The following is a 14,890-nucleotide window of genomic DNA, read 5'->3' as shown; positions in this document are numbered from 1 at the left end:
CTTTTTAAAATTAGTTCATCACACGACGTACATGACCACTAAAGTTTCTTGCCCAATAACCACTTGACATATTTGCTTCCGCTACACCCGTTGAGGATTGTGCGCCAATAAATTTCCCACCACCAAGATAAATACCAACATGACCATTTCTTCCATTAGTGTCAAAGAAGACGAGGTCTCCGGGTTGCATATTATTTGGCGATACACTTGTTCCAACATTCGCCATTCCACCGGTATATGCAGGTAAGTTCACACCTTGTTGGCGGAATGCCCATGCGACAAATGCCGAACAATCAAATATCCCTGCTTCAATATCAGATTGCGTACGTCCACGTCCTAATTTATAAGTGGAGTTACCAAGGTAGGTACGAGCCGCTGCAATCACACTGTTTACACTGCCGCTTCCAGCACTTACCGTTGGCACATTATTTGAGCCTGATCCACTATCACTACTCATTTGAACAATTTCAGATTGCTGACTTTCTTGACGTCTAGCAGCTTCGGCACGTGCATTTTGTAACATTTGTTCAAGTTCGCTGTCTTCGATTTCTAATTCTTCAACAATTGTTTGCGCTTCTGTTTCTCTTTCTTCTAAGTGCTCCATGTTAGCTTCAAGCACTTCTTTTTGCTCAATAATAAGTGCTTGCATTCTTTCTAGTTCATCTTGTGTCTCTTCAAGATCTGCTAGCTTATCTTCTACTTGCAATTTTTGGGCTTCAACCGTTGCTTGATCTTCTTCTAATTGCTCTAATAAACTTTGATCTGCTTGACTGATTCGAGTAACCATCGCCACGCGATCAATGAAATCCGTGAAGTTTTGCGCACCGAATACGACATCTAAATAACTACTTGCTCCCCCATTTTTTTGAAGAGCGGCAGCGCGGTCTTTTAGGATATTATAGCGACGTTCAATATCTTCTTCTAGTTCAGCAATTTCAGCTTCCAATTCAGAAATCTCTGTTTCTGTCTTTTCTACTTTAGCTTCTGTCTCTGCAATGTCCTCTTCATTTGCTTCAATATCTTCATTAACACGATCAATCTCTGCTTCTAATTCAGCCAGTTCAGCTTGAATATCTTCTAATTCCGCACGTTTTTCTGACAGTTCATCTTGTAAAGCTGAACGTTCGGCTTGTATTTCACTTTCTGTCTCAGCATTTACAACTTGATTGATAGATGGAGCTGTTACCGTTAGTCCGACTGTTAACGCTAAAGTTACTACGACCTTTTTACCATTCACGACTGTCCACTCTCACTTTCCTATGTATAAGTTATTGTTTATATATTATGAGTCTATTCTATTTTATATTAATCATGGCTAGCTTTTTCACCAGCAACGCTAGTATAACATCTGTTAATGTCAGTGAGATGATAGAAATGTTACAGTTGTATTTCATTTTTGAAAATAAACCTTCTTTTTCATAACAATATAAAAACGAGAATAGCAAGTATTCTCGTTTTTTATCGATAGTTATGGATAAGATCCAGCACATATTTAACTTGATTGTAGTCGATTTGACCCGGGGCTGAAGGTTTATCGAATGTAGCGAAAGTTAACGCTGAACCAAAAACTTCACCAGCTAAACGACTAATTAAACCTAAATTTCCCATCGCCATTGTTACAATCGGGATCTTGCTCACTTGTTTCATTTGGTTGGTTATCGATAGTAAATTTAATAAATCATCTGTGTCTTGAGGCATAACAGCCAGCTTTGCGATCGAGCCACCGATAAGTTCTGCTTCTTTCAATCGATTGATCATTTCTTCTTTAGCTAGTGTTTTGTTAAAATCATGGTTTGATATCATCGTATGTACTTGATTTTGTTTAGCTAATAAAATTAAATTGTCTCGAATCGATTCGACAAACAACAATTCAATATCAATAAAGTCAACCACTCCAGATTCAATTGCTTGTTTGTTTAATGCATAGTAAGTATCTGAACTAACTTCGCGTTCTCCACCTTCTTGCTGCGTTCGAAAAGTGAAGATTAGGGGGATGTTTTTCAGGTGATCCCGAATGATTTTTAAAGGTCGCCCTATTTGATTATCTTGATAAAAATCAGCACGCCACTCCACCAAATCAGGCTGATGGTGATGAAGTTCCATGGCTTGATCTGTTATCTCTTCAATCGTATGCCCCGTAATCGGTAAACACACTTTAGGTTGTCCCACTCCAATTTGGACGTTTCTCACGTTTAGCATCATATGTTAACCTCACTTTTTGTCAATGATGGTATTATAGCATGTTGAAAAGATTATGTTAATCATATAATAGGAGAAAGGAGTGTCCGGTTCAACCCCTCCTTTCCCTTTTTAGTTTATCACAGATTGCCGCCCGTAAACCGCCCACCACAAGTAGAGAGCAGAGGGCATTGCACTAATGGCCTGATTCACTCAATGAACCATCAGTCGACGAAGATCGAAAATGCCCACGGATTGCAGGTTCGTTTTATGTTTGGTTGAGCTGCCACTTTTCTACAGAAACCGAAGCATCCCCAACAAAACGAATTTGATCTTGAATAGGTTGTGGGTATAGCCTCGTTGTAAACACGTGCGCGCCATCATTAATAAATACTTCTAATGATGAATGATCAGAAAAGATATGCAATTGCTCCAGTGAAGCTAACGCTAATGACCTGCTATCTCGACCGTAGCCAGACGCACCGAGTGATAATGTCAATAATTGATCTTTTTTATTATAGTTAATGATCGTATCTTGACGTAAATGTAGTGCTAGAGAGTCGCCGATTTCTTCAATAGTAACGATCATTTCATAGACTTCTCCATGTAATTGATCATCTTGATGATCACCAGAAATCGTAAAATGTGAATAAAATCTATCTGCTCGAATCGTTTCGTATTCAGGAAGGGGGCGCTGATAAAGCTGACCGTTTTCGACGGTTAACTGTCGAGGTAGGGTCATCGCATGTTGCCAGCCCCGTTCAATGGTTGGATTACAATAATTGGGTTCAATATCAGGCAAACCCATCCAGCCCCATAAAATCCGACGTCCTTTTTCATCTTCGAACGTTTGTGGTGCATAAAAGTCAAAGCCATGATCCAATTCAATAAATGGTGATGTCGGGGAAAATTCAACTTGCTCCCAATTTGTCTCACCAAGATAATAGCCTGATTGATAGACATTACAATATTGATAGCCCTGCGCCTGTAGTCCTTGCGGAGACATAAGTAATAAATCATGACCATCTAATTCAAAAAAGTCCGGGCATTCCCACATATAGCCCATTTTGTCAATCCCACCTAATAACATACCGTGGTATGACCAGTTATACAGATCTTCAGATTGATAAACCAAAATTGCCCCTTGATCGTCCGTCGTCCTGCCACCTAATACCATATAATAGTGGTTATCTTTCTCAACAATCTTAGGATCTCTAATATGCTTAGTAAAGCCTTCAGGATAATCATTTGCGTGAATAATAACTTCTCTATAGTCATAGTGAAAACCATCTTTGCTAACCGCATGTACGGTGTTTTGCTCTCTCCCCTGATGAATATAATCATAATCCCCTTCATATTTCACATTTCCTGTATAATAAAAATGCATTTGATCATCTTTTACAAATGCACTGCCTGAATAAACACCATGCAAATCAAATGATTGATCAGGGTAGATGGCAATTTCCTCTTCATTAAAATGAACTAAATCTGTCGATGTTTTATGTCCCCAATACTTCAAACCACCTTCAGGATCAAGTGGTGAATATTGATAATATAAATGATAAAGTCCATTGTATTGACAAACACCATTCGGGTCATTCATCCAGCCAGTTGGAGGCATTTCGTGGAATGCTAATCGCCAGGGATCAGCTAACACTTTCTCTCTTAATTCAGGTTGCTTTGCTACTATTCCGGCTTGTAGCTCATGCGTTAATAAGTTCATATTCCCTCTCCTTGATAATCACGTCTTTTTCAAATTAGATCATTATATTTCTCTCTGTTATTTTTAGAAAAACTCGCATCCGCAGCGTCCGCTAACGCCGCCTCAATCGATTGACCTTTGCTATCTATTTTAAACCAGGCGTACTACCGACGATTATTTGCGATAAATGCTTCCACCTCTTCTAATGGAGGAAGGGCATCGACAGCACCATTCTTTAATGTTGTTAATGCCGCATAACCATTACTAAAGCTTAACATATCAAGTATTTTATCGTCAGAAAATAATGGCAATTGCTCAAGCGCTATTCGATGCTTTTGCATTTGATAAATAAATGAACCAATAAAAGCATCGCCAGCACCTGTTGTATCGATGGCTTCTACTTGAAAACCGTGGTGTTCAATACGATGTCCAAACTTTGATCTTAAAAGAGCTCCCTTAGGACCGCGCGTATAAATGACCCAGGCCACGTTACCTCTAAATAAACTTTCGAGCGCTAATTCTTCATCTTCTATTCCCGTAATAAAAGCTAATTCTTCATCTGAAATCTTCAACAGATGAGCAAAGGGAATAAATTCATTAATCGCTTGTTTACATGCCTCAGCTGATTCCCACAATGGTAAACGTACATTCGGGTCAAAACTAATCAATGTATTGTTTTTCACTGCTTGATTTAACAGGGTTCGATGCGCTTCTTTAACAGGTGCATCGATTAAGTCAACAGAGCAAAAATGAACGATATCACCTTCATTAGTCATTATATCCTTAACTTCTGCTACCGATAACAACATATCCGCGCTAGGCTTTCGATAAAATGAAAAATCTCGCTGACCATCTTTTTTTAAAGAAACAAAGGCTAAACCCGTATTTGCTTCCTTAGTCCTTCGCACCCACGTGGTTCCAACTCGAGATTGTTCTAGTTGCTCAACAATATGGTCGCCAAAAGCATCTTCACCGAGTTTAGAGACAAATTGGCTCTCCCCTCCTAGTTTTGCTACTGCTACCGCAACATTTGCTGGCGCGCCTCCCATCACACGTTTAAATTGCTGGACGTCCTTGAGGTCTAAATCTGTTTGATTTGGAACAAAATCAATTAACGCCTCACCAATAGTATATACTTGCCCGTTCATCATGCTCACTTCCTTACCATTTGATTAAGGGTGAAGGGGCTATCCCCATCACCCTTTTTATTTTAACAAAAATGATTCAATTAATTAATTTCATTCTTTATACTCTTACTTTGGGCTCTAACAAGTAAGAAACTAACCACAAAAGAGACGGCTATAACCAAAAGATATTGCAAGAGAGCGGTAAAACTATTTGTGTAAAGTAACAAGCCAGGGATAAACGTTATCCCCATTCCAGTGGCAGTCAACCCTAATATATAAGTCAACAAACCACCTACTGCACCGCCGATCATCCCAGATAGAAATATTCTAAAATGACGCAAACTTACACCGAATAAAAGTGGTTCTGTAATACCAAATAAAGTGGATGCTGTTGAAGAAAGTGCATTTACACGTTTAACTTGATTTTTCATTAATAAAGCAGCTGCTACGGCAGCACCAAACTGGCCGGCCATACTTGCAGTTGTAAGTGTTTGAATAATGTTTGTGCCACCATCATTTAATAAGCTGATCTCTATAATACCAAGTGAATGGTGTAAACCTGTAATCGTTAATGGTTGTTGTAATGCCGCAAAAACAATATAACCTATACCTAAAGGTGCTTCTAATATAGATACAATAAAATTGATGACACCTGATTCAGCCATCTGTAACACTGGCCCTAATACTAATAGCATAGTAGCAATCGTTATCGTTATCGTTAAGAAGGGGGTCACCACAAGATCCATTAACTGTGGCACAATTTTACGCAAGCCTTTTTCTAATTTAGAAATTAGGTAACCTGCAACGATTGCTGGAATAATTGATCCTTGATAGCCAACGATATCAAGCCCTAAAAGACTTAACGGCTCTGCATTCCCTTCAGCGACAGCCCATGCATTAGGTAATTGTGGGGCTACCATCATTAAACCAACAACAATCCCAATGATCGGATTTCCACCAAACTTCCGTGTCGCACTGTAAGCAATTAATACAGGTAAGAAGGCAAAGGCTGTATCTGTTAACATTTCAAAAATTGCGAACCAAGTATCATTAAATTCCATGCCCAGCTCAACAAGTAGACCACGAACCCCCATTAGTAAACCTGTTGTGACAAGAGCTGGAATTAATGGTACTAAAATATCAGCTAATGTTCGAATCACTCTTTGAGCCGGGTTTAAATTTTTATAAACGTCACCCTTGAAATCACCATCACTTTCTCCCTCATCCGAATCGCCCAATACTTCTTTCAAATCCTGATAAACAGCGTTAACCTTTCCTGTTCCAAAAATAAATTGATGTTGACCTGTATTAAAGAAGTATCCCTTCGATTCTGGAATTTCTTCAGTCTCTTCTTTATTTAGCTTACTATCATCCTTTAAAATAATCCGTAAACGTGTCGCACAATGCTCGTAGTTCTTAATATTATCTTTTCCACCTACTACTTCAAACAATTTATCAATTGTATCTTTATGTTTCATGATTGCGCCTCCTCAATTTAATGTTAAAAATTTGATAAGTCCGTTTTTTCTTATTATCTGCATTACCCTTATTATTATTTACTAGTCATTTTTTTGTATCATTTTCGCAAAACTGAAATCGATTTCACATTACCTAGTTGAGAAAAATGTGTTCCTTCACGGCTAAGAGAAAGAAACTCGTTTTTCTCGGGTGCTAACTTGTAATCACTAGAGCCTTTTCAAATCTCACATCGTTTAGCTTTTTAAATTAGTAACACTTTTTCTAATTTTGACTTCAAAGTCGATAACCACCTTGTCACTAACCACTTGCTTTTGTTTTATCATATTGAATACATGTTCAGCTGCAACGATCCCACTTGTTTTAAAGCCATAGTGTACTGTCGTTAAAGGTGGAGAGAAATATTTTGCTAATTTCACATCACCTAGTCCAGCCACTGAAACATCGTTAGGGACAGATAATCCTTGATCATGCAAGCAGTGAATCGCACCTATCGCAAGGTGATCCGTTACAGCCATAACAGCGGTAGGTTTACCTCTCGTAAGAAGACCCTCCATTTGCTTATAACCTGATTCAATCGAGAAATCACCAATGCCAATTAGATCTAAATTTATGCTTAAACCTGCTTCATGTAGCCGATCGATATACGCTTGTTTTCTCACTTGACCTACAGCTATATCCTTGGGGTCAACACCGATAAAACCGATGTCTTTGTGTCCACAAGCTATAATATGGTCGATCATTAGCTTGGCAGCTCGATAATCATCATGAACAATGCTTGTGAATCCTTCAACGTGCTGCCCTACCATGACGATTGGAATGGCTAAACTTTGAGCAAGCTTTTTATGCTCATCTGTTACTTCTGTTGCCATCATAATAATGCCATCAACCAATTTATTGGATAGAAATTTCAAATATTTGATTTCTTCTTCAATTTGCAAATTGGTATTGGCAATGATCAATTGATAGTTATGCTGTTTAGCTACCTTAGTTATACCATCAACGACTCGACTGGCTGTTTCTGTACTAATTTTAGGGACAATCACACCGATCATATGTGATTTTTGATTTTTCAATGACTTGGCTATTTCATTCGGCTGATAGCCTACCTCTCGGATAACCTTTTCAACCGCTTGTCGTTTTTCATGTTTGACATAGCCATTATTATTCATAACCCGCGATACCGTAGCAGGCGACACACCAGCAAGCTTCGCAATATCTTTAATTTTCATTCGTTATTCACCTAATTTGCATCAAAACTGAAATCGATTTCAGTTATAGGTTATCATATACTTTTTTCTAATGTCAACCCTTACATTAAGATTAAAATCACGATTTCTAGCAACGTTTCTTAAAAAATAAAGTAAACCACTTGCACACCTATATATTGATTAAAAACACCGATTGACGTACAAGGAAAATGGTTCATCTATTTTGGTAAAAACATACCACTTTCGAAGTAACGAACGGAAGACCACTAACCATTTATCATTTTTAATACTTTATTCAATTGTTGCTTTTGTCCACTATAAAAATAGCTTGCAAATGGACAACCAAACATTTTTATACGTTCTTCAATAGTGTTTATCGTGAATTGTTCTGGAACAAGCCCGCTTTTAACTTCATGCCAATAAAGCGGCGTTGCAACTGTTGCATCTGTTGTCTTTCGTGGTGAATACGGTGCAATCAATGTCTTATCTTTTCCATGCTGAACATAGTCGATGTATAAACGCCCCTGTCTGTTTTTCTTTAACCGTTCAGTTGTAAATAAATCCGAGTACGCTTTTTCCACCGTTTGAGCGATGGCTTGAGTAAAAATCGCCGTTTCTTCATATGTCATGCGACCAACTGGAATTGGAATATGAACTTGCAACCCTTTATTTCCTGATGTTTTTACAAAAGAAATTAAATTTAATTCGTCCAATAAAGACTTGATAATGTTAGCTGCTTGAATAGCTAAGACAAATTGTTCTTTACTGGGGGGATCTAAATCAAAGATAATTTCATTTGGATGGTCTGTTTCTATTGTTTGAAAGGGAATATGATATTCAATTGCCCCATGGTTAGCCAACCAAATAAGTGTATCTAATGTATTACAGACTATTCGTTTACCATCATCTGTTTCAACAAAATCAATGCATTTAGGGGCATATGAAGCTAGATATTTTTGAAAAAAGTGTTTCCCTTGAATCCCGTCAGGAGCACGAATCACGGTAAGCAGCTTTCCTTTTAAAAATGGTAACATATATGGTGAAACTTCTCTTACATATGCGACTAACCCTCCTTTTGTAACCATTTCTGGCCAAATCATTTTGGGGGCATTGGTTATTTCAATATTAGGAGGAAGCATTGCCATATCAAGAATGAGTTGCGCTTTTGTACAATCAGTCGGTGAAACGTCTGGGAGTAATGCGTTGAACCTTGGCTCCCTTATCTCTCCCTTATATAAATCAAGCGTATGTACTGAAGCGCAAATTGCTGGTGGAAGGGTAAGTACATTGCCCTGTTTCTTTCCTTTAGTTAAGAAAACGTGTTTTAATGTCTCCATCGTTTCTTTGTCTAGACCATGTTTACATTTCCCTATGGCTTTTACATCTCTATTTTGATAAACGTTTACAGTAAAATAATGATTTTCTAGATGCATGTCCGTTAAAAAAACTTGGATCGTACGCCAATTTTTTATTTTAAACCAATCATGATGCTTTTTACCTTCTGTGTAAATACTCGTTTTCCGTTTGGCAACTATACCTTCACCTTTATAGTCATTAATTTTTTGCCATAATTGATCAGGATTGTCGTATGAAGTAACCATTCGAAGGCTTGTGGCTAATCCTAATCGTGAAAATAACCTGTTCAATAATTGTTTACGTGCCTGAAAACTTTCAGTAGACAGGTTTGTGCCAGATTTTTTTAATAGATCAAACACCATAAAGGTTGCTGGTCTTATATGCATGGCTGTATTAATGGCGTCTTTGGCTTTATACCTGCTACGTTTTTGGATCCAAGCGAAGTTTGCCTGGTAGGCATTATTTAATACAACAAGTTCACCGTCAAGCTGTAAAGGCAAATAAGACTGCACAGACATTAGATTGTCACGACAATCATTAATGATCTCAGGAAAATTGACTGTTAAATCTTTATTATTTTTACTGGTTAGTTGGATATGATCTTTATCCCAAGATAATATACAACGAAAACCATCGTATTTCACTTCATACAACCACTCTTCACCATTAGGTATTTCCATGATTTCACGTGGTTTCATAATATCCATAAATAAACCTCCTCGCCTACCACTTAACATGGCTTATTCGTTTGAAATTTAAACCTGCTACTATCGCATAAAAACATCCTTTGCTGACAAACTAACTAAAAAAGGAGGAAACAGCATGCACACCATGTGGAAAGGAACGATTAGTTTTGGTTTAGTTAATATACCTATTAAAATGCACGCAGCTACAGAAAACAAGGACATACAACTTCGCCAATTGCACAAAAAATGTAAAACACCAATAAAATATAAGAAGCGCTGTCCCAATTGTGAGGAAGAAGTGTCTAACGATGATATTGTTAAAGCCTATGAATACGCCACTAACAAATTTATCATCTTAGATGAGGAAGAATTACAAGCATTAAAAAAAGAACAAGAGGATAAATCCGTTGAAATTATTGACTTTGTAAAATTACAAGATATTGATCCTATATATTTTGAAAAAAGCTATTATTTATCCCCAAATGAGGGCGGATCAAAAGCATATGTTTTATTAAGAGAAGCGCTAATAGAAGCTAACAAAATTGGAATAGCAAAAATGATGATTCGATCAAAAGAACAACTTGCTGTCATTCGTGTATACGAAGGGGCACTCGTGGTCGAAACGATTCATTATCCAGATGAGGTTCGATCCGTATCGGACCTTCCAAATATACCAGAGCAAGGAGAACTAGAGAAAAAAGAGTTAGCCACTGCGAAACTTCTTATTGATCAACTGACAACAGCATTTGAACCTGAAAAATACAAAGATAATTACCGCACAGCTTTAATGGCGTTAATCGAATCGAAGAAGAATAATGAGGAGATTGAAATAGGTGGTGAGGTTAAAAAAGCCCCAGACAATGTATTGAATTTAATGGACGCCCTTCAGAAGTCATTAGACCGTGCAAAAGAAGAAAAACCACGAGCGAAACAAACAAGAAAAAAAGCGACCACCAAAAAGAAAAGAGCTACGTCATAAGATGAACGGTGCATATCGTAAACATTTGCTTTTATTAATGCAACTCATTATGGTTAGGTTATAGCAAAAGATATATTCTTCACTCCTGCTTTTTAATTCGAGATAACTCATCTCTTTCCTATAAAACAACTTTATCAGTGGGCGTTTTCGTTTTCGCCCACTGATAATTAGGTAAGTGAATTAGGATATTAGTGGCCGTTAACTCTCGCCCTAAATAGATTTGCTCTACGCTCTATTTGAGCTGGGTGTTTGTGGACGACTATCTGTGATAAACTTCTTTAAAATGTCAAAAAAACGCTTCAACACATTGCTTTCTCTTCAGGAAGTGAAAACATAAACCAATTTAGTTACTTCTGTTCAGCAAATCTCCACCATGCAATGGTTCCCACCAATCCGGTGATTCCTGTCATCATAACAATGACAATACTGATCAAGCTAATACTATCTACTAAAGAAATTACGGGTATTGTCCATGGAAAATACGTACCCATTCCAAGATGCGTGACAACGTTAGATACAATTACAATCACAAACGTCAGACCAATTGGAGCCAAATACCCTTTCGTGACACTGGCTAACAAAGCGCTAGTTGTGCTTACAGCCATAATCATAATTGCCGTTAGCATGAAAGTCAAAAACTCACTTAGAATTAAAGAAATAGATCCACCATTAATTCCTATGAAAACACCGACTCCTGTAACCACCATAAATGAAAAACTAGCCAGAATAACATTCCAAATCGTAATTACGATAAATTTAGATAACACACTATATGTTTTAGGAATAGGCTTTACCAGCAGATCCTTAATGGTATTGTCTGTATACTCTCGTCCAAAAACCCATGCAGAGGTAAAAGAACAACCAACCACCAGTAGTGTGGCAGTAGAGGCGAGTAAATCTGACAAATACGACTCCCAATCTAGGTCAGGACTGCTTAAAAATCCAAGCATCAGCGGTAATAGACTGAATACTGAGATCACCACCCAAAAAACAGTGGAACGATATACTTTACGTGCCTCACAATTCACAAAAGAAAGTATTTTCATGATTGCCCCTCCCTAATGACTGAACGAATGGTACGAAGAAAGTAACCTTCTAGATCTTCGGTCACAATGCTGAGATGTGTAGGCGGTTGGTTGGCACTCACTAATAGTTCCGCCACTCTATCAGGTTGTAGTATCGCGTCATCATCCATTAATTTCAGACGCCTGTCCATGGTTTCCTCAAAGTCATATCCTTGTTCTTTTAGAATACAACTCATTGCGCTTTTATCGCGACCATCAAGGAGCAAACACTTTTGTAGCGATTGCTCCAATTGCGCCATTTTAATGTCTTTAACTAACTGCCCATGATGCATTATTCCAATTCGATCAACTAACTTTGTGAGTTCCTCTAATAAATGACTTGAAATAAAGATGGTAACACCAAAGTTCTTTGATAAATCAAGTAACATCTCCCTGATCTCCGCTACACTTGCTGGATCTAGACCATTGATAGGTTCATCCAAAATCAAGATTTCCGGATTGTGGATCATTGCCTTAGCTAGTCCTAATCGCTGCTTGTTTCCTAAAGAAAGGTTTTGGGCTTTTTTATTTTTGTAAGCATCGAGCCCTAGCTTTTCAACTACACAGTCAACCGATTGGCGGTCCGATATCATTTGCATTCGGCGTGCAATGTCTAAATTCTCAAAAACGGTAAGCCCCGGATAGTAGGTGGCTTCCTCTAAATATCCCACCTTATTCCATAACTTATAATTCCCCGACTCAACTTTACTCCCCATCATATAGATACTACCGGTTGTGGGCTTTAGCAATGATAACAACAATTTTATTGTCGTTGTTTTACCTGCGCCGTTCAGACCAACAAAACCATATATTTCGCCTCTCTTCACTTCAAGTGAAACATTGTTTACAGCCCTGTGATCACCAAAGTATTTGCTGAGACCTTCCATTTGTATCACAGCCAAGCTTGCTTTTTTTACTATTGTCATTGTTATAACTCCTCATCTATTATATTTAGACCCACCTTTTGTACTTACTCCTTTGACCTTAAATGATTTTAATAAAACACATTGGGGTCATGTTCATAGATAATGATTTTATGGATACCTGACGTATCGCCTACTTTCATTAGATATTAGTTTTTATAGTGACACTTAGAATGTAACATCTTCACCGTAATTCACAAAGATAAACTGAACATCAATTTTTACACCATTGCTTTGTTGATATTCAGTTTAGATTATGGAAGTATAATAATTTATGGAGGTGAACATGATGTTTAATATTTTAGTCGTCGAAGATGATGCGAATACGCAAAAGCTGATGTGTGCTGTTCTAAAGCGTGGAGGCTACAATACTTCCACCGCAATGGATGGACTTGTGGCGCTAAATATGATGGAAACTCAGCATTTTGATTTAATTGTTCTCGATGTCATGATGCCTCGAATAGACGGCTATCAATTATGCAGGGATTTACGTGGTATTGGTGATAATATACCGATCCTAATGGTAACTGCCAATCAAGAATCGAAAGACAAACACAAAGGCTTCCTTGCAGGTACAGATGATTATATGACCAAGCCATTTGACGAAAAGGAAATGCTATTTCGCATCAAGGCACTTCTACGTAGAGCAAAAATAGCAAGTGAGCACAAACTCGTAGTTGGTGAGACAACAATGGATTATAATGCCCTTACTGTTGTAAAAGGAAAAAGGGAATTTACACTCCCTAAAAAGGAGTTTTACCTTCTATTTAAACTGATGAGCTATCCCAACAAAATTTTCACCCGTCTTCAACTAATAGAGGAAATTTGGGGTATCGAAACAGAAACAGATGACCATACTTTGAATGTTCATATTAACAGACTGCGTGATAAATTCAGAGACAACTCTGACTTTGAGATTGTCACGGTACGTGGTTTAGGCTATAAAGTGGTGATGCGCCAATGAGATGGACAAAAAAGGTTTTCTCCAAAAAAATTAGCCTTGCACTTTCCTTGGTGGCATTGGTTTTTATGGTCATGGTTTTATCCATAATTTCAGCGGCTCTTCTTGCCTTATTACTTAATTGGTTGGGTCTTTTTGATTTTGATCAGGAGATAAACCCAATAATTGTGATGATGTATACCTTTGTTTTTTTAGGTGTTGTAATTGCCGCTCTGTTGAGCAAACGTTCCGTTAAGCCGATTCGTGATATGATGAAGGCTACTGATAAGGTAGCAAAAGGTGATTTCTCTGTTAAAGTGAACGGTAGTTTTGTATTAGAATTGGACACGTTAGCCCAGAGCTTTAATAAAATGGTACAAGATCTGAGAGGGGTTGAAACATTACGTAGTGACTTTGTGAGAAATTTTTCACATGAATTCAAAACGCCCATTGTCTCGATTAGTGGATTTGCAAAATTGTTAAAAGAGGGGGACATTAGCGAGGAGGAGAAGCAAGATTACCTGGATAGTATAATTCAAGAATCCGAGCGATTGGTTGAGCTTTCTACTAATGTCCTTAACTTATCAAAAGTGGATACGATCGAAATCATAAGTGAAAAAACGCTTTACCGATTAGATGAGCAAATCCGGCTGGCCATTTTAATGTTGGAGCCAAAATGGAATGCTAAAAATCACCATATGGATATCGAACTGAAAGATGAAATTGAAATTCTCGGCAATAAACATCTCATTCATCAGGTTTGGATCAACCTTCTAGACAATGCTATTAAATATACAGACAACGGGGGCACGCTAAAAGTAAGTTTGTATCAATCCGGACGAAAAGCCGTTTTTCGTCTTGAAGATAATGGAGGCGGTATGAGCGATGAAACGATGCACCATCTGTTTGACAAATTCTATCAAGGACACAATTCTCATTATATAGCAGGAAACGGGCTGGGATTAACACTAGTCAAACGGATTATCGACCTTTGTGAAGGTACAATAGAAGTGCAAAGTGCACTTGGGAAAGGCAGTGTTTTTACCATAAGGTTACCTATAGATGAGATAGGATAGGAAATTAGAGGGGATGTATCTGCGCTATTTTTAGTGATGATGTACATTAAGACCTCTTCACCTTATCGAAATATATAAGTCAAAGTAAGTATTTCGACCTATAAGGGTATTTTACCAACGTAGCCACTAAAGTGGCCCCTCAAGTGACCGCCAACCGTTTGCAGAAAAACCG

At 37.9% G+C, this 14,890-nt stretch carries 12 protein-coding genes; 3 read left to right on the top strand and 9 right to left on the bottom strand.

Annotated elements, in window-relative coordinates:
• Nucleotides 1-10: 10 nt before the first annotated feature.
• The 7 genes from JOE23_RS18140 to JOE23_RS01870 form a co-directional block, all read right to left on the bottom strand.
• Complete coding sequence (locus JOE23_RS18140; protein ID WP_204435599.1) at nt 11-1,237, bottom strand: PcsB-like coiled-coil domain-containing protein; 1,227 nt, start codon at nt 1,235-1,237, stop codon at nt 11-13.
• Between the two features lie 221 nt (nt 1,238-1,458).
• Nucleotides 1,459-2,202: a type I 3-dehydroquinate dehydratase gene (gene aroD, locus JOE23_RS01895; RefSeq protein WP_204435598.1), complete on the bottom strand. Its 744-nt coding sequence runs from the start codon at nt 2,200-2,202 to the stop codon at nt 1,459-1,461.
• Between the two features lie 244 nt (nt 2,203-2,446).
• Entirely contained in the window at nt 2,447-3,901 is a 1,455-nt protein-coding gene (locus JOE23_RS01890; RefSeq protein ID WP_204435597.1) for a glycoside hydrolase family 32 protein, read from the bottom strand.
• A gap of 143 nt (nt 3,902-4,044) precedes the next feature.
• The gene (locus JOE23_RS01885; RefSeq protein WP_204435596.1) at nt 4,045-5,028 is read right to left on the bottom strand and encodes a carbohydrate kinase family protein; all 984 of its coding nucleotides are present in this window, start codon (nt 5,026-5,028) and stop codon (nt 4,045-4,047) included.
• Nucleotides 5,029-5,108: 80 nt separating this feature from the next.
• Nucleotides 5,109-6,485, bottom strand: coding sequence for a PTS transporter subunit EIIC (locus JOE23_RS01880; protein ID WP_204435595.1), 1,377 nt, complete (start codon nt 6,483-6,485; stop codon nt 5,109-5,111).
• Nucleotides 6,486-6,719: 234 nt separating this feature from the next.
• Nucleotides 6,720-7,715, bottom strand: a complete 996-nt coding sequence (locus JOE23_RS01875; RefSeq protein ID WP_204435594.1) for a LacI family DNA-binding transcriptional regulator — start codon at nt 7,713-7,715, stop codon at nt 6,720-6,722.
• 245 nt (nt 7,716-7,960) lie between these two features.
• Nucleotides 7,961-9,757, bottom strand: a complete 1,797-nt coding sequence (locus JOE23_RS01870; protein ID WP_204435593.1) for a DNA ligase D — start codon at nt 9,755-9,757, stop codon at nt 7,961-7,963.
• A gap of 115 nt (nt 9,758-9,872) precedes the next feature.
• Between JOE23_RS01870 and ku the strand changes: the two genes are divergently transcribed.
• Nucleotides 9,873-10,715 carry a non-homologous end joining protein Ku gene (ku, locus tag JOE23_RS01865; protein WP_204435592.1) on the top strand — a complete coding sequence of 281 codons (843 nt, stop codon included), beginning with the start codon at nt 9,873-9,875 and terminating at the stop codon, nt 10,713-10,715.
• A 347-nt stretch (nt 10,716-11,062) separates the two neighbouring features.
• Here the strand turns inward: ku and JOE23_RS01860 are convergent, their stop codons facing one another.
• A complete protein-coding gene (locus tag JOE23_RS01860) occupies nt 11,063-11,761 on the bottom strand; it encodes an ABC transporter permease (protein ID WP_204435591.1) in 699 nt (232 codons plus the stop codon).
• A complete protein-coding gene (locus JOE23_RS01855) occupies nt 11,758-12,705 on the bottom strand; it encodes an ABC transporter ATP-binding protein (RefSeq protein WP_204435590.1) in 948 nt (315 codons plus the stop codon). The genes JOE23_RS01860 and JOE23_RS01855 overlap by 4 nt, the downstream gene beginning before the upstream one ends.
• A gap of 286 nt (nt 12,706-12,991) precedes the next feature.
• Between JOE23_RS01855 and JOE23_RS01850 the strand changes: the two genes are divergently transcribed.
• Entirely contained in the window at nt 12,992-13,666 is a 675-nt protein-coding gene (locus JOE23_RS01850) for a response regulator transcription factor (RefSeq protein ID WP_204435589.1), read from the top strand.
• Nucleotides 13,663-14,718 carry a HAMP domain-containing sensor histidine kinase gene (locus JOE23_RS01845; RefSeq protein WP_204435588.1) on the top strand — a complete coding sequence of 352 codons (1,056 nt, stop codon included), beginning with the start codon at nt 13,663-13,665 and terminating at the stop codon, nt 14,716-14,718. The genes JOE23_RS01850 and JOE23_RS01845 overlap by 4 nt, the downstream gene beginning before the upstream one ends.
• Nucleotides 14,719-14,890 lie beyond the last annotated feature (172 nt).

Source organism: Amphibacillus cookii, from assembly GCF_016908375.1.
Lineage (GTDB): Bacteria > Bacillota > Bacilli > Bacillales > Amphibacillaceae > Amphibacillus_C > Amphibacillus_C cookii.
This window is presented reverse-complemented; position numbering and strand designations above follow the sequence as displayed.

What these genes read in the sequence shown, in the direction of transcription:
- aroD (WP_204435598.1), bottom strand. Translation starts at nt 2,202, where the DNA reads ATGATGCTAAACGTGAGAAACGTCCAAATTGGAGTGGGACAACCTAAA.
- JOE23_RS01890 (WP_204435597.1), bottom strand. Translation starts at nt 3,901, where the DNA reads ATGAACTTATTAACGCATGAGCTACAAGCCGGAATAGTAGCAAAGCAA.
- JOE23_RS01885 (WP_204435596.1), bottom strand. Translation starts at nt 5,028, where the DNA reads ATGAACGGGCAAGTATATACTATTGGTGAGGCGTTAATTGATTTTGTT.
- JOE23_RS01880 (WP_204435595.1), bottom strand. Translation starts at nt 6,485, where the DNA reads ATGAAACATAAAGATACAATTGATAAATTGTTTGAAGTAGTAGGTGGA.
- JOE23_RS01875 (WP_204435594.1), bottom strand. Translation starts at nt 7,715, where the DNA reads ATGAAAATTAAAGATATTGCGAAGCTTGCTGGTGTGTCGCCTGCTACG.
- JOE23_RS01870 (WP_204435593.1), bottom strand. Translation starts at nt 9,757, where the DNA reads ATGGATATTATGAAACCACGTGAAATCATGGAAATACCTAATGGTGAA.
- ku (WP_204435592.1), top strand. Translation starts at nt 9,873, where the DNA reads ATGCACACCATGTGGAAAGGAACGATTAGTTTTGGTTTAGTTAATATA.
- JOE23_RS01860 (WP_204435591.1), bottom strand. Translation starts at nt 11,761, where the DNA reads ATGAAAATACTTTCTTTTGTGAATTGTGAGGCACGTAAAGTATATCGT.
- JOE23_RS01855 (WP_204435590.1), bottom strand. Translation starts at nt 12,705, where the DNA reads ATGACAATAGTAAAAAAAGCAAGCTTGGCTGTGATACAAATGGAAGGT.
- JOE23_RS01850 (WP_204435589.1), top strand. Translation starts at nt 12,992, where the DNA reads ATGTTTAATATTTTAGTCGTCGAAGATGATGCGAATACGCAAAAGCTG.
- JOE23_RS01845 (WP_204435588.1), top strand. Translation starts at nt 13,663, where the DNA reads ATGAGATGGACAAAAAAGGTTTTCTCCAAAAAAATTAGCCTTGCACTT.